The organism is Nisaea sp. (assembly GCF_040217065.1).
Lineage (GTDB): Bacteria > Pseudomonadota > Alphaproteobacteria > Thalassobaculales > Thalassobaculaceae > Nisaea.
The window spans coordinates 18159-43938 of record NZ_JAVJNX010000004.1 but is presented as its reverse complement, the minus strand read 5'-3'; the positions used below and the strand labels follow the sequence as shown (position 1 = coordinate 43938).

Below are 25780 nucleotides of genomic sequence, written 5' to 3'. Positions count from 1 at the left end.
CGGCCTGGCAGTTGGGGGTCTAGTAGCGGGCGGAAAGGCCCATCAGCGGGCCATGTTCGGTGGCCTCCGCGATGGATTTGTCGAGGATACGCGCGGCGACGGCTTCGATATCGACCGCAACCTCGCGGTCGTCCGTCAGGGTTGGCGAAATACTGCGGATGGCGGCGACCACGCGCTGCAGGGCATCGCTGGTTTTCAACGGTGCCCGGAACTCCACACCCTGCGCGGCGCAGAGCAGTTCGACGGCGATGATCCGGGTCAGGTTGTCGTTCATCCGCATCAGCCGGCGGGCGCCGTGGGCCGCCATGGAAACATGATCTTCCTGGTTGGCGCTGGTCGGCGTCGAATCCGTCGAGCAGGGATTGGCGAGGTGCTTGTTCTCGCTCATCAGCGCGGCGGTGGTGACCTCGGCGATCATCATGCCGGAATTCAGCCCCGGCTCCGGCGTCAGGAAGGCGGGCAGGTCGAAGGACAGCACCGGATCGACCATCAGGGCGACACGGCGCTGGGCGATGGCGCCGATCTCGGCGATGGCGATGGCCATCTGGTCGGCGGCGAAACCGACCGGCTCGGCGTGGAAATTACCGCCGGAAATGATCCGGTTGTCCTCGACCAGCACCAGCGGATTGTCGGTCACCGCGTTGGCCTCGATCTCCAGCGTGCGGGCGGCATGGCGCATCATGTCGATGGCGGCGCCGGAAACCTGCGGGTGGCAGCGGATGCAATAGGGGTCCTGCACGCGGGTGTCGCCGAGCATATGGCTTTCGCGGATCTCGGAGCCGTCCATCAATGCCCGCATGGCGGCGGCAACGTCAATCTGGCCCGGATGGCCGCGCAGTGCGTGAATGGCCGGATGCAGTGGCGCGGTGGAGCCCATGATTGCATCGGTGGAGAGGGCTGCCGCAACCACACCCGCCTCGACATTGCGCCAGGCATGGGACAGGGCGACCAGTGCGTAGGCGGTACAGAACTGGGTACCGTTGATCAGCGCCAGACCTTCCTTCGGGCCAAGCTCGATCGGTGTCAGTCCGGCAGCGTCCAGCGCCTCCTTGCCCGGCATGGTCCGGCCCTTGTATTCCGCCTTGCCCTCGCCGATCAGGACGGCCGCCATATGGGCCAGCGGGGCGAGGTCGCCGGACGCGCCGACCGATCCCTGGCTTGGCACGATCGGGGTCACCCGGGCGCGCAGCATGGCCTCGATCAGCTCGATCACCTGCCAACGCACGCCGGAGGCACCGCGTCCGAGAGACAGCAGCTTCAGGATCATCATCGCCCGCACCACCTGCGGCTCCGTCGGTGCGCCGACACCGGCGCAATGGGAGCGGATCAGGTTGCGTTGCAGGGTGGAGGTATCCTCCGGCGCGATCCGCACGGTGGCGAGCTTGCCAAAACCGGTATTGACGCCATAAACGGCCTCGCCGCCATTCGCCGCCTGGGCGACGAGCGCGGCAGCCGCATCGACGGCGGGTTTTGCCGCCCGGTCGAGCCGGAACCGGTGACCCTGGCTGCGCAGGCCTTCGAGATCGAGCAGCGTGGTGCTGCCCGGTGTCAGGATGATGTCGCTCATGAAGTCCCCGCGAAAATGCGCTTGTGGAGAGGATTGAAGCCGATGCGGTAGGCCAGCTCTGCCGGCTCTTTGACATCCCAGACGGCGAGATCGGCCCGCTTGCCGGCCTCGATGGTGCCGGCATCGGAGAGGCCAAGTGCCTGCGCGGCGATCCGAGTGGCGCCCGCCAGCGCTTCTTCCGGGGTCATGCGGAACAGCGTGCAGGCCATGTTCATCGTCAGCAGCAGGGAGGTCAGCGGCGAGGAGCCGGGATTGCAGTCGGTCGCGATCGCAATCGGCACGCCCGCATCGCGCAGGGCCTGCACCGGCGGCAGCTGCGTCTCGCGCAATGTGTAAAACGCGCCGGGCAGCAGCACGGCGATGGTGCCGCTTTCAGCCATGGCGGCGATGCCGTCGTCGCCGAGATATTCCAGATGATCCGCCGACAGTGCACCGTATCGCGCCGCCAGTGCCGTGCCGCCGAGATCGGACAGTTGCTCCGCATGGAGTTTCACCGGCAGGCCGAGCTCTTCGGCCCGTTTGAAAACCCGCTCGATCTGGGCCGGGCTGAAGGCTATGCCCTCGCAGAACCCGTCCACCGCATCGACAAGACCGTCTTCCGCTGCCTTTGTCAGGGCGGGCAGGCAGATCTCGTCGATATAGGCGTCCGCCGGGTCCTTGTATTCCGCCGGAACAGCATGGGCGCCGAGGAAGCTCGTGCGGACCCGGACAGGCCGTTCCTGCCCGATGCGACGGGCGGCGCGCAGCATGCGCAGCTCGGTTTCGATATCGAGGCCATAGCCCGACTTGATTTCGAGTGTGGCGATGCCTTCCGCCAGCAGCGCGTCGACGCGGGGCAGGGCATCGGCGACCAGATCATCCTCGCTCGCCGCACGGGTGGCGGTCACGGTGGAGACGATGCCGCCCCCGGCGCGGGCCACTTCCTCGTAACTCGCGCCTTCGAGGCGCAATTCGAACTCGCGGGCGCGGTTGCCGCCAAAGACGATATGGGTGTGGCAATCCACCAGAGCCGGGGTAACGAGTCGCCCACCAAGATCCTCGCGCGGCCAGTCGGTGAACATGGCCGGAAGGTCTGTTTCCGGCCCGACCCAGGCGATTCTCCCGTCCCGCAGCGCGACGGCGCCGTTCTTCACCAGGCCATAGGAACCGGTGTCTGGGAGCATGGTCGCGAGCGTGGCATTGCCGAGAATCTGCATGGCCGTCTGGTCCGAATGGAGGCTTGCCCGGAAGGCTGATTTGAATATTATGTCTATACATAATAATTGCTGTCAACAAGGAGACGCCATCGTGACGACGGTTTTCGCAGAGACGCTTCTGATGGAAGACGGCTGGCACCGGGATGCGCTGGTCACGATTGGCGGCGATGGCCGGTTAGAGTCGGTCCGGACCGGCGACCCCGCTGCTTCCGCTGGCGCGGACCATCGCGCCGCCGTGTTGCTGCCTGCTCCGGTCAATCTGCATTCCCATGCGTTCCAGCGGGCGATGGCGGGACTGACCGAAGGCCGGGGACCCGATCCGAAAGACAGTTTCTGGACATGGCGGCGGCTGATGTACCGCTTTCTGCAATCCCTGACCCCGGCGCATGTGAGCGCGATCACGGCACTGGTGCAGATGGAGATGCTGGAAGCGGGCTATGCAGGATCGGTGGAGTTCCACTATCTGCATCATCAGGTCGACGGCACGCCCTATGCCGCTCTCGGAGAGATGAGCGAACGTGTTGTCGAGGCTGCGGCGGAAACGGGGATCGGCCTTACCCTGGCGCCGGTGCTCTATCAGGTCGGCGGCTGCGACGGCCGGGATCTCGGGCCGGGGCAGATCCGTTTCGGCAACGATCCGGACGGCTATGCACGCTTGCTCGAAGAAGCGGAATCGGCGGTGGCAAAGCTCACACCGGACTGCGCCATCGCCGTTGCCCCGCATTCCCTGCGCGCGGTGACGCGGGAGGCGCTTGCCGGTGCGGCGGCATTGCGTCCGGACCGGCCGCTCCATATCCATGTTGCCGAGCAGGTTGCCGAGGTCGAGGAAGTGGAGGCGGCCTGGGGCGCCCGGCCGATGGCCTGGCTGCTGGAGAACCATGCGGTCGACCGGCGCTGGTGCTTGATCCATGCTACTCAGATGGAGCCGTCCGAGACCGAGGCGATGGCAAAGAGCGGTGCCGTGGCCGGGCTCTGCCCGATCACCGAATCCAGCCTTGGAGACGGGATATTCGACGGCGTGCGCTATCGCGCGGCGGGCGGCAGTTTCGGTGTCGGCTCGGACTCGAACATCCGGATCTCGCTCAGCGAAGAGCTGCGGACGCTGGAATATTCCCAGCGCTTGCGTGACAAGGGCCGCGCCGTTCTGGCCGAACCGGACCGGTCCGCCGGGCGGGTGCTGTTCGAGGAGGCGGTGCGGGGCGGCGCACAGGCGGCGGGGCGCGACAGCGGGGCCATAGCGCCGGGCCGGATGGCCGACCTCGTGGCGCTGGATGGCGCGGCGCTTGATCTTGCGGGGCGCACCGGGGACCGCATTCTCGATACCTTCATCTTTGCCGGCGACGACCGTTGGGTGCGCGATGTCTGGTCCGCCGGGCGGCATGTGGTAAGAGACGGCCGGCACATCGCCCGGGACCGGATCCGGGCGCGCTATCGTGAAGCACTTCGTGATCTGGAGAACGCACTCTGACGCAGTCCGCGCTCAAGTCCTGGCAGGGCATTCAGGCCGAAATCAAACGCCGTATCGCCGACCGCGTCTGGCGTCCCGGCGACCTGATTCCCGGCGAGACCGAGCTTGCGGTGGAGTTTGGCTGCGCCCGGGCGACGGTGAACCGTGCCCTGCAGGGATTGGCGGACAGTGGCTTGCTGGAGCGGCGGCGCAAGGCGGGCACCCGGGTCGCGCTCGATCCGGTGCGCAAGGCGACGCTGGAAATTCCGATCACCCGCATCGAGATCGAGGCGATGGGCTGCGCCTATCGCTTCGACATTCTGGAGCAGAGGCGGTCCTGTCCGCCGGCGGCACTGCTGCAGAAGGTGGGGCTGACCAGCAGCTTTGAGGCCCTCCATATGAGAGGCCTGCACCGCGCGGATGGCCGGCCGTTTCTCTATGAGGACCGGTGGGTGAATCTGGACGCTGTGCCGGAGTTTGCCGACGCCGATTTCGCTGTTATCAGCCCGAACGAATGGCTGGTCCGGAATCAGCCTTTCACCAGGGGCGACATCAGTTTCCTGGCACTGAACGCATCAACCGTCCAGGCAAAGGCCCTCGACACCAAGGAAGGTATGGCACTTTTCGCGATCGAGCGGACAACATGGAACGACGCGGCGCCGATTACCGTCGTCCAGCTGGCCTATCGGCCGGGCTACCGCATGACGACGGAGATCTGAGGCGCTCCGCCGGCCGGTTTCAGTCATCCTGCAGTCGTTTGCGAACTTTCGTCAGCACATCGATCAAGGATTGCGCATTTTCCGGGGCGACCGAGCCGAGCAGATCGTTCACCCAGCGCTCATGGACATCGGCCATCTCTGCGAACACGGCTTCGCCTTTATGGGTCAGCCGCACCAGCGTGGCCCGCTTGTCTCCCGGCACAGGAAGCCGCTCGACCAGACCGTCCTGGACCAGCCGTTCGACGATGCCCGTGACATTGCCGTTCGAAACCAGCAACTGCTCTGAAAGGGCGCTCATCCTGAGGCCGTTCTCGCTGCGTTCCAGGGTGGCCAGGATTTCAAATCGCGGCAGGGTCTGATCGTAGGAGAGGCGCATTTCTTCCCGCAGCGCATTTTCAACCGAACGCGTGGTTCGCAGGAGATTCAGCCACAGCCTGAGCCGGGTTTTGCGTGTCTCCGCCGCTGCCGCGAGATGTGAGCTTGATGATCGCACCATTGGTGAATCTTAGGCTTTTAAATTAATTTCGCAGCAGAAAATTGAATTTAAATGACGCTGGCCGCCGGTTGGTACGTCTCCTAGAATCGCGCAGCCAGCAGGGTAGGCCGGAATATGGTGGGGAGATGCTGCGGATGATTGCCGACTGGGATGACGCCTACGCGAACGGCGCGCATATCGACGCGGCGCAGACCTATCCGCCGATGTGGCAGCAGCGGGCCGCGGCCTTTCGTCATGAGCTGGGCGAGCGGGCCGAGCTCGACATCCCGTATGGAGAGGGTGCGCGCAACCGGTACGATTTGTTCCGGCCTGCCGGTTCGGCTGCGGGGCTCGCGGTGTTTGTCCATGGCGGTTACTGGCGGGCTTTTGACAAGAGTACCTGGTCGCACCTGGCGCGGGGCGCGGTCGCGCGCGGCTGGGCGGTTGCCGTGCCGAGCTACACCCTGGCGCCGGCCGCACGTATTTCGGAAATCACGGTGGAGATTGCCCGGGCGGTCGAGGCGGCAGCGGAGCGGGTCGTCGGCCCCGTCCATCTTGCCGGCCATTCCGCCGGCGGGCACCTGGTCAGCCGCATGCTGTGCCGCGACGCGCCGCTGGACGCGGCGACTCGAGCGCGCATTGCCCTGGCCGTCTCGATCAGCGGCCTGCACGATCTGCGTCCCCTGCTGAACCTGGAAATGAACAAGGACCTGAAACTCGACGCCGCCGAGGCCGAAAAGGAGAGTCCTGCCTTGCTCCATCCCGCTCGGGGTGCCCGGCTAACCTGTTGGGTGGGCTCCGGCGAGCGCCCGGAATTTCGCCGCCAGAACGATCTGCTCGGCAATATCTGGACGGGACTCGGCGCCGATATGGCGACGGTTCATGCCGAGGGCAAACATCATTTCAACGTGATCGGCGACCTGGAAGAAGCGGATTCGCTTCTGACCCGGCGTTTCACCGGAGAGGATTCCTGATCCATGGCAGCGTTCCAGATACAGCAGCATGTGCGTTTTCAGCATTGTGACCCGGCGGCGATGGTTTTCTATCCGCGCTATTTCGAGATGATCAATCTTACCGTGGAGGAATGGTTCCGCACCGGACTCGATTGGGGATTCCAGCAGATGCACGAGATCGACGACCGGGGCATCCCGACAGCGCGGATCTCGGTCGATTTCAGTGCGCCCAGCCGGCTGGGCGACGTGCTGGACTGGAGCCTCGCGGTCGCGCGTATCGGCACCTCGAGTCTGGATGTGGAGATCGTCGCGTCCTGTGGCGGCGAACTGCGTCTGACTTGCCGGTCAACGCTCGTCCAGTTTGTGAAGAGCAGCGGCCGTCCGGTCGCCTGGAGCGCGCAGATAAAGAGCCGAATGCAAGCGTTCAAAGAAGTGACGGCTGCCGAATCGGGGTAAGGTTGCGGTGTTTGCGTGCGGGTGTCCCAAATTTGAGATATGCGGGTTTTCACGTGGCGTTAACTATTGCGGGTGGATATTTAGTTCGAACAGTTTCTATGTCTAATTGATACCGTGGACCGCATTATGGAGACGGAGATGAGCAACGCTACCGATAGTCCGGAGTTCGCGATCCTCGTGGTCGACGATGCTCCTGAGAACGTGATGTTGCTCAGCCTTATCCTGAAGGATCTCGGAACGGTCTCGGCCGCCCTGAGCGGGCGCGAGGCAATCGACAAGGCTCTCGAAAGCCCGCCGGACCTGATCCTGCTCGATATCCAGATGCCGGATCTTGACGGGTATGAGGTCATCCGGGCCTTGAAGGATGATCCGCGAACAGAAAATGTGCCGGTGATCTTCGTGACCGGTCTTTCTGACGCCGGTGACGAGGAAAAAGGCCTCAAGCTCGGGGCAATCGATTACATTACCAAACCGTACAAGCCGGCAGTGGTCACGGCCCGGGTCCGCAATCATCTCAGGTTGCGGGAATATGCAATGCGCCTTGAACTTCTGAACGGGGAACTTGAGCGGCTGGCCACGACGGATGCGCTGACATCAGCCTTCAACCGGCGCTATTTCATGTCCAGGCTGGAGGATGAGTTCAAGCGTGTACGCCGGTACAAGCATCCGTCCTCGCTTCTGATGATCGATGTGGACCATTTCAAGCGGATCAATGACGGCTACGGCCATGATGTCGGTGATGTCGTGCTCGTGCAGCTGGTCAAGGTTCTGGAGAATGCACTTCGCGACCTGGACACCGTGGCACGAATCGGTGGCGAGGAGTTTGCCATCCTTCTGCCTGAAACCGGCACGAAGGAAGCGCTGGTCTCGGCGGATAGATTGCTCAATGCGGTGCGGGCCATTCGCGTCCCGGTGGCGGGCAAGGAGCTCAGTTTCACCATCAGCATCGGGTGCACTCAGCTGGATGCAGATTGCGAGACTATCGAAGACCTTCTGAAGGTGGTGGACATCGCATTGTACGAAGCCAAGGACAGTGGTCGCGATAAGGTTGTTGTCCGGGACACGGTTGAGACAGTCTAGGCCGCAGAATATATTTTTCCTTGCCTGCCATTCCCACTAAGTGATCTCTGCAAGACCGTGCCGCGTGTGATCCTCGCCGCGGCGGTCAGTCCAGGTCCATGTGACAGTGTTGGAGAGCAATCCGATGGAATTCACCAATCCGAAAGGCGTTGTAGCGCCAGCCTCGCGTTATTCCCAGCTTGTAACCGTGCCGGCCAATGCCCGGCGGGCCATTGCCTCGGGTCAGATCGGCGTTGCGCCGGACGGCAGTGTGCGAGAGGGCCTGGAAGCCCAGACGGTTCAGGCTTTCGAGAACCTGTTCAAGGTCATCGAAGGTGCAGGCATGACCAAGACGGACATCGTGAAGATCGTTTTCTATTCCACGGTGCCGGGCTCGGTCGCCTCTTTCCGGGAGATCCGCGACCGGATGTTCGAGGGGCATGCACCGGCCTGCACCTATGTTGAAATCTCTGCCCTCGCGTTGCCTGACTTTCTTTGTGAAGTCGAAGGTGAGGCTGTCGCGCTCTGAGCCATGCGCTGATCGGGAGATGCGCAGGTGATTGACGACTTTCTGCTGCGGGCATTGGCGGCCGGGATCGGGGCGGCACTGGCTGCCGGCCCGCTGGGCTGTTTCGTGGTCTGGCGCCGGCTCGCCTATTTCGGCGACACAATGGCCCATTCCGCGCTGCTCGGACTGGCGCTCGGTTTCCTGATGAATATCGAGCCGGTGCTCGGGATTTTCGCCGTGACGGTCGCCGTGGCCGCGCTTCTGCTGTCGCTTGAGCGCTGGAGTTCGGTGCCGACCGATACGTTGCTGGGGATTCTGTCGCACGGTGCCCTCGCCATGGGGCTGGTCGCCATCGGCCTGATGAGCTGGCTCAGGGTCGATCTGATGGGCGTGCTGTTCGGCGATGTGCTGTCGGTTTCCCGGCAGGACATCATGCTGATCTATGCCGTCGTTGCGGTCGTTCTGCTCTGTCTCTGGCGGATCTGGGAGCCGTTGCTGGCGACCACGGTCAGCAGCGACCTGGCCCGGGCCGAAGGGCTCGGGGGCCGCCGCGCCAACCTGATTTTCACCCTGCTGCTCGCCCTGGTCATTGCCGTGGCAATCAAGGTCGTCGGGGTTCTGCTGATCACATCATTGCTGATCCTGCCGGCCGCCGGCGCGCGGCGCTGGGCCAAAAGCCCGGAGGCCATGGTCGCCGGGGCCGTCATTATCGGCGTGGTCTCCGTGCTGATCGGAATGCTGGGCTCGCTGGAGTTCGACACGCCGGCGGGGCCGTCCATCGTGCTCGTTGCCTTTGCCGTCTTCCTGATCGGTCTGCCGCGCTGGCCGGGCAGATTGTCGGCAAGGGAATAGGCGGTTCGGTCAGGTTGGGCTTGAATTCAAACTTTGTTATGTTATAACGTTATTGAATTCACTCATTGAGATTCCCCATGAGATATCCGTTTATAAAGATCGGCGGCTTATGCGCCGCTATTCTGCTTGTTGCCCTGCCTGCGCGTGCCGAGCTTTCGGTTGTCACGTCAATGCCGCCGGTGCACAGCCTTGTTGCGAAGGTCATGGCCGGTGCGGGCGAGCCGCATTTGCTGCTCCGGAACGGACAGTCGCCGCATGATTATGCGCTGCGTCCGTCCGATGCTCGGGCAATTGAAAACGCCGATCTGGTTTTTCTGGTGTCCCATACCATCGAGACCTTCCTTGACGCGGCGGTCGACCGGGATGGTGACAATGGCGGTCGCGTTGTCGAACTGAGTGAGGTCAAAGGCGTTACGCATCTTCCTGTTCGAGAGGGGACGCTCTGGGACTCTCCCGAGCATGACGAGGGCGCGGAGCACGGGCACGGAGATCATGACAAGGATGGTCAAGACGAGCACGCCGGGCACGACCACGGTCCGGACGATCCGCACGTCTGGCTGAGCCCTTCTAATGCCGTGGCCTTCGTCCGCGCGATTGCGGCATCGCTGGTCGCACATGATCCGGACCGGGCTGCGCTCTATAACGCCAATGCCGAAGCGGCGGTGCAGGATCTTGAAAAACTCTCCGCAACGGTCCGGCAGAAGCTTGCGCCGGTCCGTGACCGGCCGTTTCTCGTCTTCCACGATGCCTATCAGTATTTCGAAGCCGCGTTCGATCTGACGGCGGCCGGCGCGATCAGCCTTGGAACCGGCGCCCCTCCGGGTGCGGCACGGCTGCAGGCTCTCCGGCAGCGGGTTGCGGATGGCGGGATCCGCTGCATTTTCCGGGAGGTTCAGTTCCGCCCCCGCCTTGCCGAGGTGGTGGCGGAAGGCTCGGGGGTGAAGCTGAGCACGCTTGATCCGGTGGGCAGTACCATCCCGTTCGGACCGGATGCCTACAATGCCCTGATGCTCGGATTAGCGGACGGTTTCGAATCCTGCCTGAGATGACATACTGCACCGGTTGAACTCAATCGAGAGGCGGGCCGTGATCAGTATTGAAGAGGCGCTCAGCGTCTGTCCCATCGTCGCTATTCTGCGCGGCCTGGAACCCGAACGTGCGGAAGAGATCGGACAGGCATTGTTCGACGCCGGTATCCGCGTGATCGAGGTACCGCTGAATTCGCCGCTGCCGTTCGAGAGCATTGCCTGCCTCGCCCGCCACTTCGGTAGCCGCGCGGTGATCGGCGCCGGGACGGTGCTGACGGACGAGGATGTGCGCGCTGTCGCGGCGGCGGGCGGGCGCCTGGTGGTCTCCCCGAATACGGATGCCCGGGTGATCGACGAGACGAAATCCCGCGGCCTGATCTCCATGCCCGGATTCTTCACGCCGACCGAAGCCTTTCAGGCGCTGGCCGCGGGTGCGGATTATCTTAAACTGTTCCCGGGAGACGCGATCCAGCCGAAAATCGTTGGCGCGTTGCGCGCGGTCCTGCCTCCGGACCGGGGAATCGTCGTCACCGGCGGCGTGGGACTGGAAAACATCGCCGCTTTATTTGCGGCCGGTGCGCGAGCCGTCGCTGTCGGCTCCTCGATCTTCAAGCAGGGCAAGCCGGTAGACCTGATCAAGGCCGATGCCAGCGCTCTGATCGCCGCCTGGCGGGACGGTGCGGGGCAATGACGGAATAAGCCCATTTCGGAAACCGGGCTTGTAACCGGGCAGCGCCTGCGCGATGTCATAAACTCATCACCATTCCACAAGCATGCCAAGCGGGAGCGAACACATGCGGTATCTGCACACGATGGTCCGGATCAGCGACCTCGACGAGAGCCTGAAATTCTACTGCGAGATTCTCGGCCTCAAGGAAACCCACCGCTATGACAGCGAGAAGGGCCGCTTCACGAACATCTTCCTCTACGCGCCGGGTGACGAGGCGACTGCCGCCTCCGACAAGCGCGCGCCGGTGATCGAGCTGACCTACAACTGGGACCCGGAAGAATACAAGACCGGCCGGGCCTGGGGGCATCTCGCCTTCCGGGTCGAGAATATCTACGAGACCTGCCAGAAGATCATGGATGCGGGTGTGACCATCAACCGCCCGCCGCGGGATGGCTACATGGCCTTCGTGAAGTCCCCGGACGACATCTCCATCGAGATCCTGCAGGAAGGCGAGGCGCTGGCGCCGGCCGAGCCCTGGGCATCGATGCCGAATACCGGCTCCTGGTAAGACCGTAACCGATCCCGGTATCGCTCGGCTCCCGGCAGCGCTTCAGCCTGCGGCAGCGTCACCCTTGCGGCCATGCCGTATGGTGGTCGTCGATGACAAAGGTATGGCGGTGGCGGACCTTGCGATGCCGGTGTGTCTGGCCTGACGGATCGATCGGTACCTGGTGCGTCGCCCCGTGGTGCCCGTCGTCTGAAACAGGGTGTTCGTGGATCAGTTCCTCATGCTCGTGCACCAGTTCTGCCGGGTCGCGCCGCGGCCAGACCATCAGCGAGACTGACAGCCCCGCCGCCGCCCCGATCGCGAGCGTCATGAAAGCGGCATTCATGCCGTAGGCGGTCGCGATCCATCCGGCCAGCGGATAGGTGACAAGCCAGCAGGCATGCGACAGGGCGAACTGGGCGGCGAACAGATCGGTCCGGTCCTCGGCATGGGACGAGCGCCGCAGCAGAAGTCCCGACGGGGTCATCACCATGGATGAGCCGATCCCGACCATGCACCACGCGGCCAGGGCCTGCAGGTAGGTTTCCGCCGCGATGCCCGCGCACAGCGAGAGCGCAAGAAGCGCGCCGCCCGCCAGCATGATCGGTCGGGCGGACCGGTGCTCGAGCAGTCTCGGCAGGGTCAGGGCGACGATCATCGAGCCCAGACCCGTCGCTCCATAGAACAGCGCGACGTCCCGTTCGCTGCCGCCGAGTACGTCCCGGACAAAGACGACAGTATTGACGATCACCATGGATCCCGCCGCCGAAACCGCGAAGCTCAGCGCGAGCAGACCGCGCAGCCGCGGTGTCTTCAGGTAGATCCAGCTGCCGCGCGACACCCGGGCGCGGAAGCTGCGCTTTGTTGCATCCGGTTTCTGGGCGGGAAGGGATGCGGTGACGATCAGGAGTGCTGACGCAAGAAAACCGAGCGCGTTGCCGGCAAACAGGCCGTGAAACGTCGTGACCGTCAGGAGCAGTCCGGCCAGCATCGGGCTGACAAGTTGCTCCAGATCATAGAGCAGGCGCGACAGGGACAGGGCCCGGGTGTAATCGCGCTCTTCCGGCAGGAGGTCCGGGATCGTTGCCTGGAAGGTCGGCGTGAAGGCGGCGGAACAGGCCTGAAACAGAAAGATCAGCAGGTAGATCTGCCAGATTTCCGTGACGAACGGCAGCAGGATGACAAATCCTGCCCGGATCAGATCCAGCACGACAAGAAAGGGCCCTCGGCGAAACCGGGAGGAAAGCGCGGCGCCGACGGGTCCGAGCACGACATAAGCGATCATCTTGATGGCGAGCGCGGTGCCAAGGACAAGCCCGGCATCCGGTCCCGCGAGCTGATAGGCCAGCAATCCGAGGGCGACCGTTGTCAGGCCGCTGCCGAGAAGCGACAGGGCCTGCGCGAAGAAAAGATGCCTGTAGGCGGAATGGCGCAGAATATCGATCATGTTCCCCGCTTGGGCAGATGTCAGTCCGGCGCAGTATAGCGCACGACCATGTCCCTGAGGGTCACAATGCCGACCATCTCGCCCTGGCGAGTGACCAGTGCCCGGGTCAGCTTGAAGCGGTTCAGCATGCGGATCGCGTATTTGATATCCATGCCGACATCGACGCTCAGCACCGGCTTGGACATGACCTCGTAGACGCTTGTGCGTTCCGGCGAGCGGTCCTTGCTGGCGACGTGCGCGGCGATGTCGCCGACCGTGACGACGCCATACTCGTCCCGGTCGTCCCGGCGCTCGATCACCAGCGAGCTGACATTGTGCTCACGCATCTGGTCGATGGCGTTCCGCACCGTTGCGAGGCCGTCGATGACATGCGGGTCTCCGCTCATCACGTCCTCGACCTTCACATAAGGATGGTGGTTCATATTTCTTCCTCGATCTCTTTTTCGATTTCCTTGATTTGCGAGGTCAGGCCGACGGCGTCCTCGATATCGATCTGGAAGGCGACACCGCTGCCGAGATCCTCGTCGAACCGGCCGGCCCGGCAGATTTCCTCCAGGATATGGCGCGACATATGTTCCTCGACCACGAGCAGGACGACGTCGCGCTGGCCCTCAAGGGTCAGGCCGAGGAAGGTGGAGGAGGGTTTCAGGCCCTCGCCCCGGACATTGGTGATGACGGTGCTGCCGGTGCCGCCGCACTTCCGTGCGGTGTCGACCACGATTTCGGTCTTGGCATCGCTTACCACGGCAACTATCAGCTTGAACTTCATCGCTGGCTCCCTGGCTGTGGGGGTGTTGAGGTAATCCTGGAAAGGGCGTTTGCACGGCGTTTTTGCCGTGCGGCCATCCAGGCGCCGGCCTGGGCATAGCCCATCACGCTGAGCATCGGAAACAGGCTGGCAAGGGCGATCAGTCCGAACCCGTCCAGCACCGGGTCCCGCCCCGGAACGGTCGAGGCGAGACCGAGGCCGAGAGCCGTGACCAGCGGAACGGTCACGGTGGAAGTGGTGACACCGCCGGAATCGTACGCCAGCGGGATGATCATGCGCGGCGCGTACAATGTCTGCAGGACCACGATGGCGTAGCCGGCGATCATGTAAAGATAGAGCGGTGTTCCGGTGATGATCCGGAAGGCGCCCACGGTAATGGCGAGCGCCACGCCGATGGCGACCGCGATACGCAGACCCCAGCCATTGACCGTGCCACCGGTCAGATCGCTCGCCTTGTTGGCGACCGCGATCAGGGACGGCTCGGCGATGGTGGTGGAAAAGCCGATGGCGGCGGCGAACAGATAGACCCAGTAATAGTCCGCCCAGTCGAGGGTCCCGATGGCGCGCCCTGGGGCGATGAAGGCCGGATCGGTCAGCTGTGTCGCCATCAGCTCCCCGATCGGGAACAAGGCCTCCTGCAGCCCGACCAGAAACAGCGCCAGACCGAGAATCACATAGACGAAGCCGAGCAGCACCCGGCCCAGATTCGGGATGCGCTGGCGCAGCACAACCAGCTGGAAAAAGGCCAGAATGGCGGCGATCGGGAACACGTCGATCAGCGTGCCGAGAAAGGCGTCGATGAGAGCGTTGATCCATTCCATCGCCATGGCCTAAAACACCATCCCGAAAATGAGCACGAAGATCATCGGCGAAAGTGACGCAAAAGCGATCAGCCCGAAACCGTCGATTGCCGGATTGCGGCCCTTGATGACGGTCGCCAGCCCGACGCCGAGGGCGGTGACCAGCGGGACGGTCACTGTCGAGGTGGTGACGCCACCGGAATCATAGGCAATGCCGATGATCTCCTCCGGCGCGACGACGGTCAGGCCCTGTACAGCGACATAGCCGCCGATCATGATCCAGTGCAGTGGCCAGCCTTTCAGGATGCGGAAGACGCCGGTCACGATAGCGAGGCCGACCGAAACGGCCACCGTGTAGCGCAAGGCGAGGGCATAGGAACGCATTGCATCCGGATCGTTTCCGATGAAGCCGCCTTCCGCCATGACGCGGGCGGCCTCGTCCCCGACCGCGATCAGGGAGGGTTCCGCAACCGTGGTGCCGAAACCGAGGCCGAAGGAAAACAGCAGGAGCCAGATCAGGCTGCCCTTGCGTGCCAGTGCGCCGGCGAGGAATTCGCCGATCGGGAACAGGGCCATCTCGAGACCCTGCAGAAACAGTGTCAGGCCCAGAATCACGATGACGAGGCCGGCCAGCGTCTGTCCCAGATTCGGGAAGGGCTGCTGCAGGACGGCAAGCTGGAAGAAGGCAACGACGATAACAATCGGCAACACATCACGGGCAGTGCTGAGCAACAGAGAGCCGAACGCAAGGAACCGATTGACCATGAAGGCACGCTAAACGGTTGATCAGCCAACATCCAGTGTGCCCATCGCCGCATGCATACGGAAAATTTCCAGACTGACGTCACAGCCAAGAAGGCTGGCTCGACATGTCTTTGAAACCACATCGTAACGCCAAGCAGGAGACAGATATGGCTGGCACCGAGCCCATAAATTTTTATGCCAACGCGGAGGCAGTCCTCGGCAAACTGCAAGCGGTCGAGGGAAGTATTGCCGAAGCCGGTTTCGACAAGCTGCTGCATCATCTGGTGAAGCTGCGCGCTTCGCAGATCAACCAGTGCGCCTTTTGCGTCAAAATGCATATCGCGGAAGCCCTGAAGGACGGCGACAGCCAAGAGCGGATCGACCGGGTTATCGTCTGGCGTCATGTCCGGGATTTTACCCCGGCGGAAAAGGCGGCATTGGCCTGGACTGAGGCCTTGACCGAGCTGGACCCGAAGGCCGATCTTGGGCCATTGCGGGAGGAACTGCGTAAGCACTTCTCCGACAAGGACATTTCGACGCTGACGGCGATCATCGCCATGATCAATCTCTGGAACCGTATTCAGGTCTCCCAACATTGATGAAAATGCACTGATGACATCGAGTCCGGATCACATTCTGGAGTTCGAGCAGGCGCGGCCGATGCTGATCGGCCTCGCCTATCGGCTCCTTGGCTCCCGTGCCGAGGCGGAAGATGTCGCGCAGGACACGTTCCTGGCCTGGAGCGAGACCGATCGCGCCGCGATCGAGCAACCCCGCGCCTGGCTGACCTCGGTCTGTACCCGGCGGGCTCTCGACGTTCTGAAATCAGCCCGGCGCAGCCGGACCGAGTATGTCGGCCATTGGCTTCCGGAGCCTATGGCAACGGATGAAAGCGCGACGCCGGAGACGGATCTGATGATCAGCGAGAGCGTGACCATGGCGTTTCTGCTGGTGCTGGACCGTCTGGCGCCGAAGGAGCGGGCGGCGTTCGTGCTGCATGATGTGTTCGCGATGGACTATGCGGAAATCGCGGAGCAGCTCGGGAGCACGGAAGCGTCCTGCCGCAAACTGGTCTCCCGCGCCCGGGTGAATGTCCGGCAGGCGGGTAATACCAAACCCGCCCCCCAGGATTTGCAGAAGAGGCTGATCGATGCCTTCCAGACGGCACTGCGGACAGGGACGGCGGACGACCTCGCCGGATTGCTGACACGTGATGCGGTTCTGACGGCGGATAGCGGCGGTAAAGCGGCATCCATCCTTGGGCCGGTCAAAGGCGCGGATCGGGTGCTCACCTTTGTCACCAGGGCTCTGCCGAAATTCTGGTCGGCCTATACCGTGACCGAAGCCGAGATCAACGCGCAGCGTGCCCTGATCGTGCGGCACGGTGCCGTCGCCCATGCCGTGGTCTCCTTCAGCGTCAATGCCGACCGGCAGATCGCCGAAATCATGATCATGCGCAATCCGGACAAGCTGCACGGTTTCGATCTCGCGGACTGAGGCCGCTGCCTGTAAGAAGGATACCGATCGACGTAAAATACACGTAATTTTAAGCAGTTGCCGTTTCTACTGGCAAAATTGCATCTGAACTGAGCCGGGAATGCGGTATGTTTGCCGAGATGGAGACGCAACCTCGCCTTACCAAGACCTACAGGCTGCTGGTCCGGGGGACAAATATCAATGAGACCTCCCTGCTGGCGACCGATTATCTGAACCATTTCAATGAAGTGGTGATGTTGTTCGAGCTGATTCCGGATATGCCGGAAATGCTTGAGGAGGTTGAGGAATGGAAGCCGGCGACTTACACCGAGCATTTTGCGGCGAGCGGATTCTCGGACAAGGAACTGGCCATCTGGTCCTATGAAAACGCGCCGCACGAATATATCCATGCCTTCGAGGACCTGGTGGCGACGGCCAATGAGCAGATCTTCGCGACCGTGGATCTTCTGAAGAAACTGAACGGCACGATTCCGGAAGATGCATTCCGCGAGCAGACCATGGCCAAGGTGCGTGAGATCACGCTGACGCTGGAGCAGATCTCCGGTGTGATCAATGGCACCGTGCCGCGCTACGATCAGGCGGAGATCGACGACATCATGGACCAGGACGCCATCGACAGCCTGTTTGATTGATGAGTATTTCCAGTATCCCGTATCGCGTCGGCCCGTATTTCTGTGCGCTCATCGTCGCCCTGACGCTGACAGCCGCCGCTCCGGGTGCTGCCTCCCCGCCGCCCGCCTTGTTTGAAACGGCAACGGGCCAGCCGCTTTCGCTAGACCGCCTGACGGAAGACCTTGCGGACCGGCGCTTTGTTCTCCTTGGCGAAAAGCACGACAATCCCGAGCATCACGAGATTCAGGCGGAACTCCTGCGCCGCATGATCGCGCTGGGCCGGAAGCCGGCGCTGGTCTGGGAGATGATCGAGCGCGGCAAGCAGCCCATGATCGATGAGTTCCAAACCAGCGGGAATGCAGACCCGGATGCATTTGCCGAAGTCGTTGGCTGGGCCGGGTCCGGCTGGCCCGACTGGAAATTCTATCGCCCGATCGCGGAAGTCGCGTTGACGGTCAAGCTGCCGATGGTTGCCGGAAATCTGGATGCGGCAACGGTGCGGGCGATCAGCGGCGGAGAGGACCTGGAGCCCGAGCTGATGGCGGCTCTCCGATTACACGAGCCGATTCCGGAGTCGGTCCGGGAGGCGCTCCTGGGAGAGATTTATCGCGGGCATTGCGGGCTCATTCCGCGAGACAGACTTGCCCCGATGCTTGCCGTCCAGGTTGCGCGAGATGCCAGTCTGGCAGAGGCGATGGTACGATCCGCCGCTGCAGCCGACGGCGCCGTGCTGATCGCCGGAGCACAGCATGCGCGCCGCGATATAGGTGTGGGATTCCATCTTCAGCAACGGTTGGGCGTCGGAAATGTCTCGGCAATCGGCCTGCTGGAAGGCGATCTGGAGATCGTCTGGGCGGGAGAAGAGCGCCAGATTCCGGCCGACCGATTCGACTATGTCTGGTACACGGATCCGGCACAGCCGAATAAGGACTATTGCGCCGAGCTCAAGGCTCGATTCGGTGCCTCCACGAAAGACTGACCGCGCACCGGCGGAACCGATGCGCGGCCATGTTTCGGACGCCCGGTCTTACTTCCCGCTTTCGGCCTTGATATAGGCGATGACATTGTCGATTTCGTCCTGCTTCTTCAGCCCGACGAAGGCCATCTTGGTGCCTTTGACATATTTCTTCGGAGCTTTCAGAAATTCGGCCATGTTTGCCTCATCCCACACCAGACCTTCGTCTGCCTTGGCTTTCAAAGCTTTGGAATATTTGAATTTTTCCGCGCTCGCAGCGGCCCGGCCGAAGATCCCGACGAGATGCGGGCCGACCCGGTTCTTTTCCTTGTCGACGACATGACAGGCCTTGCACTTGCGGAAGACTTTCTCGCCTTTCGCCGCGTCGCCTTCGGCCATTGCCGGGGTGACGGTAAGGGCCAGAAGGGTGGCGACGTAAATGGCTTTGCGCAGCATATTTCTCTCCAATTGAGCCGGTCGTTTCAGGTCGACAGATCTGTTCGGTTTTCTTTGTACCGCTCCGAACGAACGACGCCCAGTCGTTGAACTGTCGCACCGCGCATCAGAGTGGCCGCTCAAGCACAGTCATATGGTTGTCAAAGGCCAATCCGGCAAATCGTTCGGTGCGGCCTTCGGTAACATGGCTTCCGGAATCGACCTCGCGGGAGAGAAGCTTGCCGAAACCGGTGGAGAATTGGAAGCCGCCTGCGTGCGGTCCGGGGGCAACGCCGGCACTGTCGCGCACGCTGTTGAAGGAGACCAGCCTGCCGTCCGGGATCGACCAGATGGCGATCCTGTCGCCGCGCGGGAAGGTGCCGGCGCCGAATTGTCCGCTCGGGTCGATGGCGACATCGGCGCAATAGCCCTTCAGCCGGGGTGACAGGGTTTCCGGGGCATCGAACAGGGTGCTCTTGCCGTCGCGGCCGATCATGCCGACAAGCGGCGGGGCATCGGATGTGTCGCCCTGATACTGCATGCCGAACAGCACCGTGCCGTCCGGGCCGGTATCGAGATGCCGGATGCTGTTCTTGTGCAGTTCCTGCGGAAGTTCGACCTTGCGGATGAAGCTGCCGTCCCGGGCATCGAGGAAAACCAGGCCCGGCGCCATGTCGGCGATGTTCAGCTTGGCCCGGCCGCTGTCCGGATGGGTCAGGATGCCGCCATTGGCGATGGCCAGGGTCACGCCGTCCGGCATCAGGCTGAGGTCATGCGGGCCGATACCGTGGCTGTCCCATTCCCCGACCCGCTCATAGCGCGCACCAGCGGTCCAGACGCCGATGGCGCCGCGGGCATTGTCGTAGTCGTTCTCGGTGGTGAAGAGCAGGCGCCCGTCCGGCGAGAACCCGGCATGGCCATAGAAATGCCGGCCCTTTGGCGCATTCACCAGATCCCGGAGCGTGCCCGTCTCCAGATCGGCAACCAGAATGAAGCGTCCGGGACGGCGGGCCATGTGGACAGCGGTCCTACGGTCGGGCGAGATGGTCGTTGCGTGCCCGCGCCCGGGCAGGGGCAGCTCGAACGAGACCGCGCCCTTCCCGGTGAAGCCGACCAGCACGAAACTGCCGTCGGGCTTCCGGGCACAGGATATCAGCAGGCGGTCATCGGCCTGCCCTGCGGTGAGCGGAGCGGAGACCAGAGCGGTTGCTCCGGAAGCGATGAGCCCGGCGATCAAGGTTCTGCGTGTGATCATGACACTCAGTCCCCGTCCCGGCTGTTGAAACCCGGCGAGATATCGAGGGCAACGGCCAGATCGGTGCCGATCAGACCGGCGAGCACATTCAGACCCGCGCGGATGGCCTGCAGGGCTTCGCGTTTCTCCGGTGCGGCGAAGGCCTCGTAGAGGGAGCCTTCAAGCGCGCGGGTCTGCGTGACGGCGTGTTGAAACCCGGCGGTGATCCGATCGGCCAGTGCGTTCTCTCCGGCATCCCGCAAGGCTCTGTCGAATCCACCGCTGAGATAAAGATCTTCAGTGCCCTTCAGTGACGCGACAAGAATGTCGCTGGACAGGCCGCTGCGCCAGGCTTCGGCCAGTTTCGGGCGGGCCTTGTCCAGGGCTGAGCCGAGCGGCCGTCCGAGCCGGACGTCGCGGCTCGCTTCCAGCTCGCCAAGCAGGCTCTGCAACAGCTCGACCGTCACCTCGTAGGTTTCCGAATAGGGGCCCTCGCCGGTACCTGCCACCGCGACCGCGTGGGCGTAGCCGTCGGTCGGGTTCCAGTTATCGACTATGCCTCTGGCAATAATGGCGAGATTGCTGGCTATGGTCTCGGTCAGGGCGCATTTGAAAGCGCCCTTGGGACCGTCATATCCCGCATTGCCGCCGGCCAGCAATCGCTCCAGGGCCGGGAGCCCCTGAACCGCGATGCTGGTCCTGGTGAATATTGTCTGCTCCAGCGCGGCACTGTCTTCAGCCGCGAGGACGCGGCACAGCTGTTTGCCGATCTTGTTCCGGGTGTCGGGCCAGAACTGGATGCGGAAGCCCCGGTCAAGGAACTGCACGGGGCCGAACTGGACATGCCGGATGCCGGCCCAGGCCATCCAGTAATCCCGGAAAGCGGTGTCGAGTGCGGTGAAGTTCTGCTGTGTGCGGTCCTGACAATAAGCCGTGGCGGCGGTTTCAAGTCCGGCTCCGGCTGCAGCCAGCCGGTCATAACGCGGGATGATGTGATCGTAGACGCTTGCCTTCGCAATGGCCCTGGAGGTGTCGTCCGCATCTGCCGCGCGCGCCGGTCCGGCCGGCCCCGCGGCCGAGATTGCCAGGATGGAGACCATCAGGATCAGGATGCGTTGCATGGCGTGTCGCCTATAGGGAGTTGAGAAAACGGAGAAGGTTCTCGCGGTCCCCGGTCGGCAGATCGATCACCCGGTTGCGCGCGGCGGCCGCCTCACCGCCGTGCCAGAGAATGGCTTCGAGCAGGTTGCGGGCGCGGCCATCGTGCAGAAAATCTGTATGTCCGCTGACGGTTTTTGTCAGGCCGATGCCCCAGAGCGGCGGCGTGCGCCATTCCCGGCCGTCGGCAAATCCGTCGGGGCGGTTGTCGGCCAGGCCGTCGCCCATGTCATGCAGCAACATGTCCGTATATGGCCAGATCAGCTGGAAGGATTGTTCCGGGCGCAGCGGATCGCGCGGGGTCACGTATTTCGGACGATGGCAGGCTATGCAGCCAGCTTCGTAGAATACCCGCTTGCCGGCGAGCACTTGCGGGTCGTCGGCATCGCGCCGGGCCGGAACCGCGAGGTTGCGGCTGTAGAAGGTCACCAGGTCCAGCAGGTGGTCATTGATTTCCACATTGCCGCTTTTCGCGTCTCCCCCATCCGGAGCGGTCATGCAGGCGGACTGGGCCGGGGTGCAGTCACCGGCATTCGCCGGATGCAGGCTGGAGGAAATTCCGAGATCGCCGGAGAAGGCGTCGGTGACCTGATCCTTGAGAGTCGCCTGATTGGCTTTCCAGCCAAACCTGCCAAGCATCACTTCCTGAGTGAGTTTGCTCTTGATCCGATTGCCGCGCCCAGAAATGCCGTCTCCGTCCCGGTCATCGGGATCGGCCCAGCTCAGGATATCCTCTTCCGAGAGCGCTTCGAGCATGCCGAGGCCGATCATCGGCGAGGCGATGCGCGGGGAGATCATCAGATCCTCCCGGAAGGGCCCGTAGCCCGGGTCGGTCAGCGTGATCACGGGCATGCGAAGGAACACGGTGATGCCATCCGACAGCATCACCGGAGTTTCTTCGTAGGTCACGGTGACGGTCGCTTCCGCTGTCTGGCCCGGCGTCGCGAAATTCTGCAACTGGCCGCCATAGACAGGGTCCGGGATGGCGGCGGCCGCCCCGGAATTCAGCCGGACATGGTCCTGGTCGCTCTGCGGCGGGATGCTGAGGCGGAGCAGCAGGGCAACGGAACCGTTCTCGGCCTGCAGACCGTCCGGCGCTGCGCCGCGCCCGTCTTTCAGATGACAGCGCTGGCAGGAGCGGGCGTTGTAGAGCGGGCCGAGACCGTCCGATGATTGCGTGCTGGCAGGCGAACTGACCCACATCTTCTTGAAGATACCGTCGCCGATTTCGAAATAGAGCCGGCGGTCAAAAGCCATGTTTGCGGAGGGATGGGAGAAGGCGTCGCCATTGACCCGTTTGCGATGGGTCGCGGCGCCCGCCTGCATGGTCTCGTATTTCTCCGGCCTGGAGAAATCGGACGTCGGTGTCGTGATCCGGGCAATGCGGTCCCGCTCCATCTCCGCGAATGCCGGGAGCGCGCCAGCACCGCAGATCAGCAGCGCACAGAACAGCAGTTTCGATCGGTTCAGCATGATTCGGTTCTAGCGCAAAGTGGGTCTGTGCGACCAGAAAAGAGGGGACGGCGTGAGCCGTCCCCTTTGAGTGGGAGAGATATGCTGGTGCCGCACCGGTTACTGAAAAACAGCTCCCGGATTGTCTAGACTGTCAGAACCTTCAAATTCGAGGGCTGACAGACCGAGCGCTGCGACGACACGCTCGATCGACCTGGTTTGCACGGCAAGGGCATCCACGGCGGCCTGAACGATCTCGTTCCCCCGCGTGTTTCCTTCCGCAAGCATCTGGTCATAACGCTCCCCCTTTTCCGCTGTGTCGGAGAGGGAGGTCATCCTGTTCATGGTGGCATCCAGGGCGGCGCGCAGATCCGTGTCCGCGCTGCTGTCCTTGCCGGCGACGAACGCTGAGAGACTGGCGCCTTTCACGACGGACCCGTCGGTCCGCGTGTATTCGCCGAGATAGACATTCCGGATACCGAGGGCATCGTTGTAGTGCGAGCGATGGGTGTTATCGCTGAAGCAGTCATGCTCTTCCTCGGGATCGTGCAGCATCAGGCCGAGCTTCATCCGCTCGCCGGCCAGCTCGCCATAAGAGAGGCTGCCCATGCCGGTCAGGATGGTGGCGATGCCGCGATCCGCGTCGCCCTCGACCAGATCGGTGCGCGCGGCGCCGCCGTCAGCCCATTGTTCCGTCATCCATGCAAGCTCATCGACAAGCATGTCGGTCACGGTGGTGAGGTAGGCGGCGCGGCGGGCGCAGTTCCCGTTGGTGCAGTTCTCCGTGCTGAAATCGCTGACCGGACGGGCACCGGCGCCCGGGCCGGTGCCGTTCAGGTCCTGGCCCCAGAGCAGGAATTCGATGGCGTGATAGCCGGTCGCGACGTTGGATTCGATCTCGTCGATTTCATGCAGGGACTGGATCAGGTCGCGATTGATGGTGCTCGCATCCAGCTCCTTGCCGGCGATGACCGGCTTGGGATTGGCGATCACGTTGGCTGTGTAATAGGGATTACCGTCCGACTCGCCGCCGTAGATGTCCGTCTGCACATAATCGATCAGGCCTTCATCCAGCGGCCAGGCATTCACCTTGCCTTCCCAATCGTCGACGATGGCATTGCCGAACCGGTAGGCCTCGGTCTGCTGGTAAGGCTCGCGCGCTTCGATCCAGGCGCTGCGGGCCGCATCAAGCGTCACATCCGTCGGCTTGGCGACCAGCGCAGCAATCGCGTTCTGGAGTTTCTTGGCGCCTGCCAGGGAGTCCCCATAGGCGGCGGCCGCGATGTTCGAATAGGTCTTGATGATGTCTTTCTTTGCGCTCATGGCGTCTGCGTGAACCGGCGCGGCAGAGAGGCTGCCTGCGATTGCAAGGGCTGCGATCGCCGTTTTGGCAAGTGATTTCGTGCGCAAATCTCATTCTCCAAAGATCGTCCGGGAGACCTCCGTCTCGTTGGCTCCGGCGTCGATGAAGGGACCATATTGAAAGTCATTCTCAATTGCAACAGCAAATAAGTGACTAAATTGGTCTTCTTTAAAAATGATATAAATCAGCTTATTAGGTAAGGGAATGCTGCTGGTTTGTAAGGGTTAGCGCGGTGGGTAGTCGTCCGAAATCGTCTCGAGAATGAGAGATGCGTAAACATCCGAACACGCGACCAGTTGAGCCAGCTGCACGGTGTCGAGATCGAATTTCAACCGCAAGCCGCCCTCACCCTGAGAGATGAAATCCCCGGCGATGGTGATGCCGGTGCCGTCGGGGCGGACAAAAACCGGGCCGCCGTCGATTTGCGGCAATGTCCCGGTCAGCCTCATGCCGATCAGCGAAATGTCGGCGATATTCGCGGGCCAGGATTCGGAGAACTCCGGTGTCAGGGATATCAGGGCCGACAGGGATGATGCGCGCCGTGAGAATTCACGACGGTTGCCGGGCAGGGAGGTCATCGATTTGGTCGTTTTCGCTGTCATCTTGTTTAACCGACGATACCTGTACAGTTTTCGATTTTCGCATGGTTCCAGATCGTCCCGAACTGAACCGAATCGGTAAAGATTGCACCGCTGATCGTGGCGCGGGAGAAGTCCGTTCCCTGCAGGACCGCGCCATTGAACATCACGGGAATTGATTTGCCGGTGCGTTGTTGCTGCGCGTTGAAAATCTCAGCCACTTCCAGCCTTGCGCCAAGAAACTTAGCATCGACCAGATTGGCATTCACGAAGATCGTACCGCGCAGTGTGGCGCCGAGGAAGCTGGCCCGGACCAGATCGGTCCCGGAAAAGTTCGCGAGCATCAGTTCGCACTGATTGAATTGTGTGCCTTCGAGCTGCGCGCCGGTGAAGAGTGCACCGCGCAGATCGCAGCCCGTCAGGGCGATGTTCCTGAGGTCCATCCCGTCAAAATTGGCCCGTTCGCCGACTTCGCCATCCGAAATGATCCACTGGCTGTGCAACCGGATAACTTCCGCGATATCGTCGGGCAGGTCCGCGCCATTTTCCAGGGTGATGGCGCCGTCCAGATTGGTGTTGTGGAGGGTTGCTTTTGATAGATCCACATTGCGCAGGTTTGCGCCGGAAAGATCACAGTTCGAGAGGTTTGTGCCTTTGACGGATGCCCCGGCAAGCACGGCCCCGCGCATTTTCGAGCCGGAGAGGTCCGCGCCGTTCAGGATGGCGCCGGCGAGGTTGGTTGCATACATATCATCGTCGGCGAACATGGTGCCGATGGCGCGGACATTTTTCAGGTTCGCGTCCTGCAGGTCTGCGCCGCGCAGATCAGCGTCATTCAAATTCGCGCTGTCGAGGTTGGTGCTGACCGGCCCGCCGCTGGTGTTGCCGGACCAGCGGACGATCTGACCGGGCCGGAGATCCGCGTTCTGCATGGAGGCGCCGGTGAGGTCGGCCATCACAAAGTTCGCGCCGCGAAGATCCGTTTTTGTAAAAATGGCACCTTCCAGCTTGGCCCATGCGAAATTCGATCCATAAAGATCAGCTTCGCTGAAATCGCTGCGGACGCAGGAGCTTTCGGAAAACTCCGCACAGGGCAGGACGGCCTGCGAGAGGGACATGTAATCGAAACGGCAATGCGAGACGTCGAGTTCGTCGTTCTTCAGGCGCAGGCCACCGGGCCTCCCGGAAAGATATGTATGGTGGGATTTGATCGCCGCCATCAGATCTTCTGGGACTGGCTTGAGTTCAGAATTTTCGAA

29 protein-coding genes are annotated in these 25780 nt (G+C 62.6%); 14 read left to right on the top strand and 15 right to left on the bottom strand.

What is annotated here, in order from left to right; genetic code table 11:
- Nucleotides 1-19 precede the first annotated feature (19 nt).
- Together hutH and hutI are read right to left on the bottom strand one after the other, a co-directional pair.
- Entirely contained in the window at nt 20-1567 is a 1548-nt protein-coding gene (gene hutH / locus RH950_RS01755) for a histidine ammonia-lyase (protein WP_350053091.1), read from the bottom strand.
- Nucleotides 1564-2763 carry an imidazolonepropionase gene (hutI, locus tag RH950_RS01750; RefSeq protein ID WP_350053089.1) on the bottom strand — a complete coding sequence of 400 codons (1200 nt, stop codon included), beginning with the start codon at nt 2761-2763 and terminating at the stop codon, nt 1564-1566. Before hutI ends, hutH begins: the two co-directional genes overlap by 4 nt.
- Nucleotides 2764-2854: 91 nt before the next feature.
- On the opposite strand from hutI, the gene RH950_RS01745 reads away from it, so the two are divergent.
- Together RH950_RS01745 and hutC are read left to right on the top strand one after the other, a co-directional pair.
- Complete coding sequence (locus tag RH950_RS01745; protein WP_350053087.1) at nt 2855-4231, top strand: formimidoylglutamate deiminase; 1377 nt, start codon at nt 2855-2857, stop codon at nt 4229-4231.
- On the top strand, nt 4228-4929 hold the full coding sequence (hutC, locus tag RH950_RS01740; RefSeq protein ID WP_350054234.1) for a histidine utilization transcriptional repressor HutC: 702 nt from the start codon (nt 4228-4230) through the stop codon (nt 4927-4929). Before RH950_RS01745 ends, hutC begins: the two co-directional genes overlap by 4 nt.
- 19 nt (nt 4930-4948) lie before the next feature.
- On the opposite strand, the gene RH950_RS01735 is transcribed toward hutC, so the two are convergent.
- A complete protein-coding gene (locus RH950_RS01735; protein WP_350053085.1) occupies nt 4949-5425 on the bottom strand; it encodes a MarR family winged helix-turn-helix transcriptional regulator in 477 nt (158 codons plus the stop codon).
- A gap of 134 nt (nt 5426-5559) precedes the next feature.
- Between RH950_RS01735 and RH950_RS01730 the strand changes: the two genes are divergently transcribed.
- The 8 genes from RH950_RS01730 to RH950_RS01695 all read left to right on the top strand — a co-directional run bounded on the left by RH950_RS01730 (nt 5560) and on the right by RH950_RS01695 (nt 11498).
- Nucleotides 5560-6378, top strand: coding sequence for a hormone-sensitive lipase (locus RH950_RS01730; RefSeq protein ID WP_350053083.1), 819 nt, complete (start codon nt 5560-5562; stop codon nt 6376-6378).
- Between the two features lie 3 nt (nt 6379-6381).
- Nucleotides 6382-6813 carry an acyl-CoA thioesterase gene (locus RH950_RS01725; RefSeq protein ID WP_350053081.1) on the top strand — a complete coding sequence of 144 codons (432 nt, stop codon included), beginning with the start codon at nt 6382-6384 and terminating at the stop codon, nt 6811-6813.
- A gap of 138 nt (nt 6814-6951) precedes the next feature.
- Nucleotides 6952-7893: a diguanylate cyclase gene (locus RH950_RS01720; protein ID WP_350053079.1), complete on the top strand. Its 942-nt coding sequence runs from the start codon at nt 6952-6954 to the stop codon at nt 7891-7893.
- Between the two features lie 124 nt (nt 7894-8017).
- The gene (locus RH950_RS01715; protein ID WP_350053077.1) at nt 8018-8401 is read left to right on the top strand and encodes a RidA family protein; all 384 of its coding nucleotides are present in this window, start codon (nt 8018-8020) and stop codon (nt 8399-8401) included.
- A 27-nt stretch (nt 8402-8428) separates the two neighbouring features.
- Entirely contained in the window at nt 8429-9232 is an 804-nt protein-coding gene (locus RH950_RS01710) for a metal ABC transporter permease (RefSeq protein WP_350053075.1), read from the top strand.
- Between the two features lie 77 nt (nt 9233-9309).
- Entirely contained in the window at nt 9310-10281 is a 972-nt protein-coding gene (locus tag RH950_RS01705; protein ID WP_350053073.1) for a zinc ABC transporter substrate-binding protein, read from the top strand.
- A 37-nt stretch (nt 10282-10318) separates the two neighbouring features.
- Nucleotides 10319-10951: a 2-dehydro-3-deoxy-6-phosphogalactonate aldolase gene (locus RH950_RS01700; protein ID WP_350053071.1), complete on the top strand. Its 633-nt coding sequence runs from the start codon at nt 10319-10321 to the stop codon at nt 10949-10951.
- A 103-nt stretch (nt 10952-11054) separates the two neighbouring features.
- Nucleotides 11055-11498: a VOC family protein gene (locus RH950_RS01695; RefSeq protein ID WP_350053069.1), complete on the top strand. Its 444-nt coding sequence runs from the start codon at nt 11055-11057 to the stop codon at nt 11496-11498.
- 58 nt (nt 11499-11556) lie between these two features.
- Here RH950_RS01695 and RH950_RS01690 read toward each other — a convergent pair whose 3' ends face one another.
- The 5 genes from RH950_RS01690 to RH950_RS01670 are packed head-to-tail and all read right to left on the bottom strand — an operon-like array spanning nt 11557 to nt 15258.
- The gene (locus tag RH950_RS01690; RefSeq protein WP_350053067.1) at nt 11557-12924 is read right to left on the bottom strand and encodes an MFS transporter; all 1368 of its coding nucleotides are present in this window, start codon (nt 12922-12924) and stop codon (nt 11557-11559) included.
- Nucleotides 12925-12944: 20 nt separating this feature from the next.
- Nucleotides 12945-13346 carry a CBS domain-containing protein gene (locus RH950_RS01685; protein WP_350053065.1) on the bottom strand — a complete coding sequence of 134 codons (402 nt, stop codon included), beginning with the start codon at nt 13344-13346 and terminating at the stop codon, nt 12945-12947.
- On the bottom strand, nt 13343-13693 hold the full coding sequence (locus tag RH950_RS01680; RefSeq protein ID WP_350053063.1) for a P-II family nitrogen regulator: 351 nt from the start codon (nt 13691-13693) through the stop codon (nt 13343-13345). Before RH950_RS01680 ends, RH950_RS01685 begins: the two co-directional genes overlap by 4 nt.
- Complete coding sequence (locus tag RH950_RS01675) at nt 13690-14520, bottom strand: DUF1538 domain-containing protein (RefSeq protein ID WP_350053061.1); 831 nt, start codon at nt 14518-14520, stop codon at nt 13690-13692. The genes RH950_RS01680 and RH950_RS01675 overlap by 4 nt, the downstream gene beginning before the upstream one ends.
- 3 nt (nt 14521-14523) lie before the next feature.
- Nucleotides 14524-15258, bottom strand: a complete 735-nt coding sequence (locus RH950_RS01670) for a DUF1538 family protein (RefSeq protein ID WP_350053059.1) — start codon at nt 15256-15258, stop codon at nt 14524-14526.
- 146 nt (nt 15259-15404) lie between these two features.
- Between RH950_RS01670 and RH950_RS01665 the strand changes: the two genes are divergently transcribed.
- From RH950_RS01665 to RH950_RS01650, 4 genes are all read left to right on the top strand, one after another.
- Nucleotides 15405-15836: a carboxymuconolactone decarboxylase family protein gene (locus RH950_RS01665; RefSeq protein ID WP_350053057.1), complete on the top strand. Its 432-nt coding sequence runs from the start codon at nt 15405-15407 to the stop codon at nt 15834-15836.
- Nucleotides 15837-15849: 13 nt separating this feature from the next.
- Nucleotides 15850-16734 (top strand): RNA polymerase sigma factor SigJ, encoded by an 885-nt coding sequence (sigJ, locus tag RH950_RS01660; protein ID WP_350053055.1) that lies wholly within the window; start codon nt 15850-15852, stop codon nt 16732-16734.
- A 107-nt stretch (nt 16735-16841) separates the two neighbouring features.
- Nucleotides 16842-17366, top strand: a complete 525-nt coding sequence (locus tag RH950_RS01655) for a hypothetical protein (protein WP_350053053.1) — start codon at nt 16842-16844, stop codon at nt 17364-17366.
- Entirely contained in the window at nt 17366-18325 is a 960-nt protein-coding gene (locus RH950_RS01650) for a ChaN family lipoprotein (protein ID WP_350053051.1), read from the top strand. The genes RH950_RS01655 and RH950_RS01650 overlap by 1 nt, the downstream gene beginning before the upstream one ends.
- A gap of 48 nt (nt 18326-18373) precedes the next feature.
- On the opposite strand, the gene RH950_RS01645 is transcribed toward RH950_RS01650, so the two are convergent.
- The 7 genes from RH950_RS01645 to RH950_RS01615 all read right to left on the bottom strand — a co-directional run bounded on the left by RH950_RS01645 (nt 18374) and on the right by RH950_RS01615 (nt 25741).
- A complete protein-coding gene (locus tag RH950_RS01645; RefSeq protein WP_350053049.1) occupies nt 18374-18757 on the bottom strand; it encodes a c-type cytochrome in 384 nt (127 codons plus the stop codon).
- Between the two features lie 106 nt (nt 18758-18863).
- Entirely contained in the window at nt 18864-19991 is a 1128-nt protein-coding gene (locus tag RH950_RS01640; RefSeq protein ID WP_350053047.1) for a DUF1513 domain-containing protein, read from the bottom strand.
- A 5-nt stretch (nt 19992-19996) separates the two neighbouring features.
- Nucleotides 19997-21091, bottom strand: a complete 1095-nt coding sequence (locus RH950_RS01635; RefSeq protein WP_350053045.1) for an imelysin family protein — start codon at nt 21089-21091, stop codon at nt 19997-19999.
- 10 nt (nt 21092-21101) lie between these two features.
- A complete protein-coding gene (locus tag RH950_RS01630) occupies nt 21102-22601 on the bottom strand; it encodes a di-heme oxidoreductase family protein (RefSeq protein WP_350053043.1) in 1500 nt (499 codons plus the stop codon).
- Nucleotides 22602-22700: 99 nt separating this feature from the next.
- Nucleotides 22701-23903 (bottom strand): imelysin family protein, encoded by a 1203-nt coding sequence (locus RH950_RS01625; protein ID WP_350053041.1) that lies wholly within the window; start codon nt 23901-23903, stop codon nt 22701-22703.
- Nucleotides 23904-24167: 264 nt separating this feature from the next.
- Nucleotides 24168-24545 carry a PilZ domain-containing protein gene (locus RH950_RS01620; protein WP_350053039.1) on the bottom strand — a complete coding sequence of 126 codons (378 nt, stop codon included), beginning with the start codon at nt 24543-24545 and terminating at the stop codon, nt 24168-24170.
- Between the two features lie 5 nt (nt 24546-24550).
- A complete protein-coding gene (locus RH950_RS01615; protein WP_350053037.1) occupies nt 24551-25741 on the bottom strand; it encodes a pentapeptide repeat-containing protein in 1191 nt (396 codons plus the stop codon).
- Nucleotides 25742-25780 lie beyond the last annotated feature (39 nt).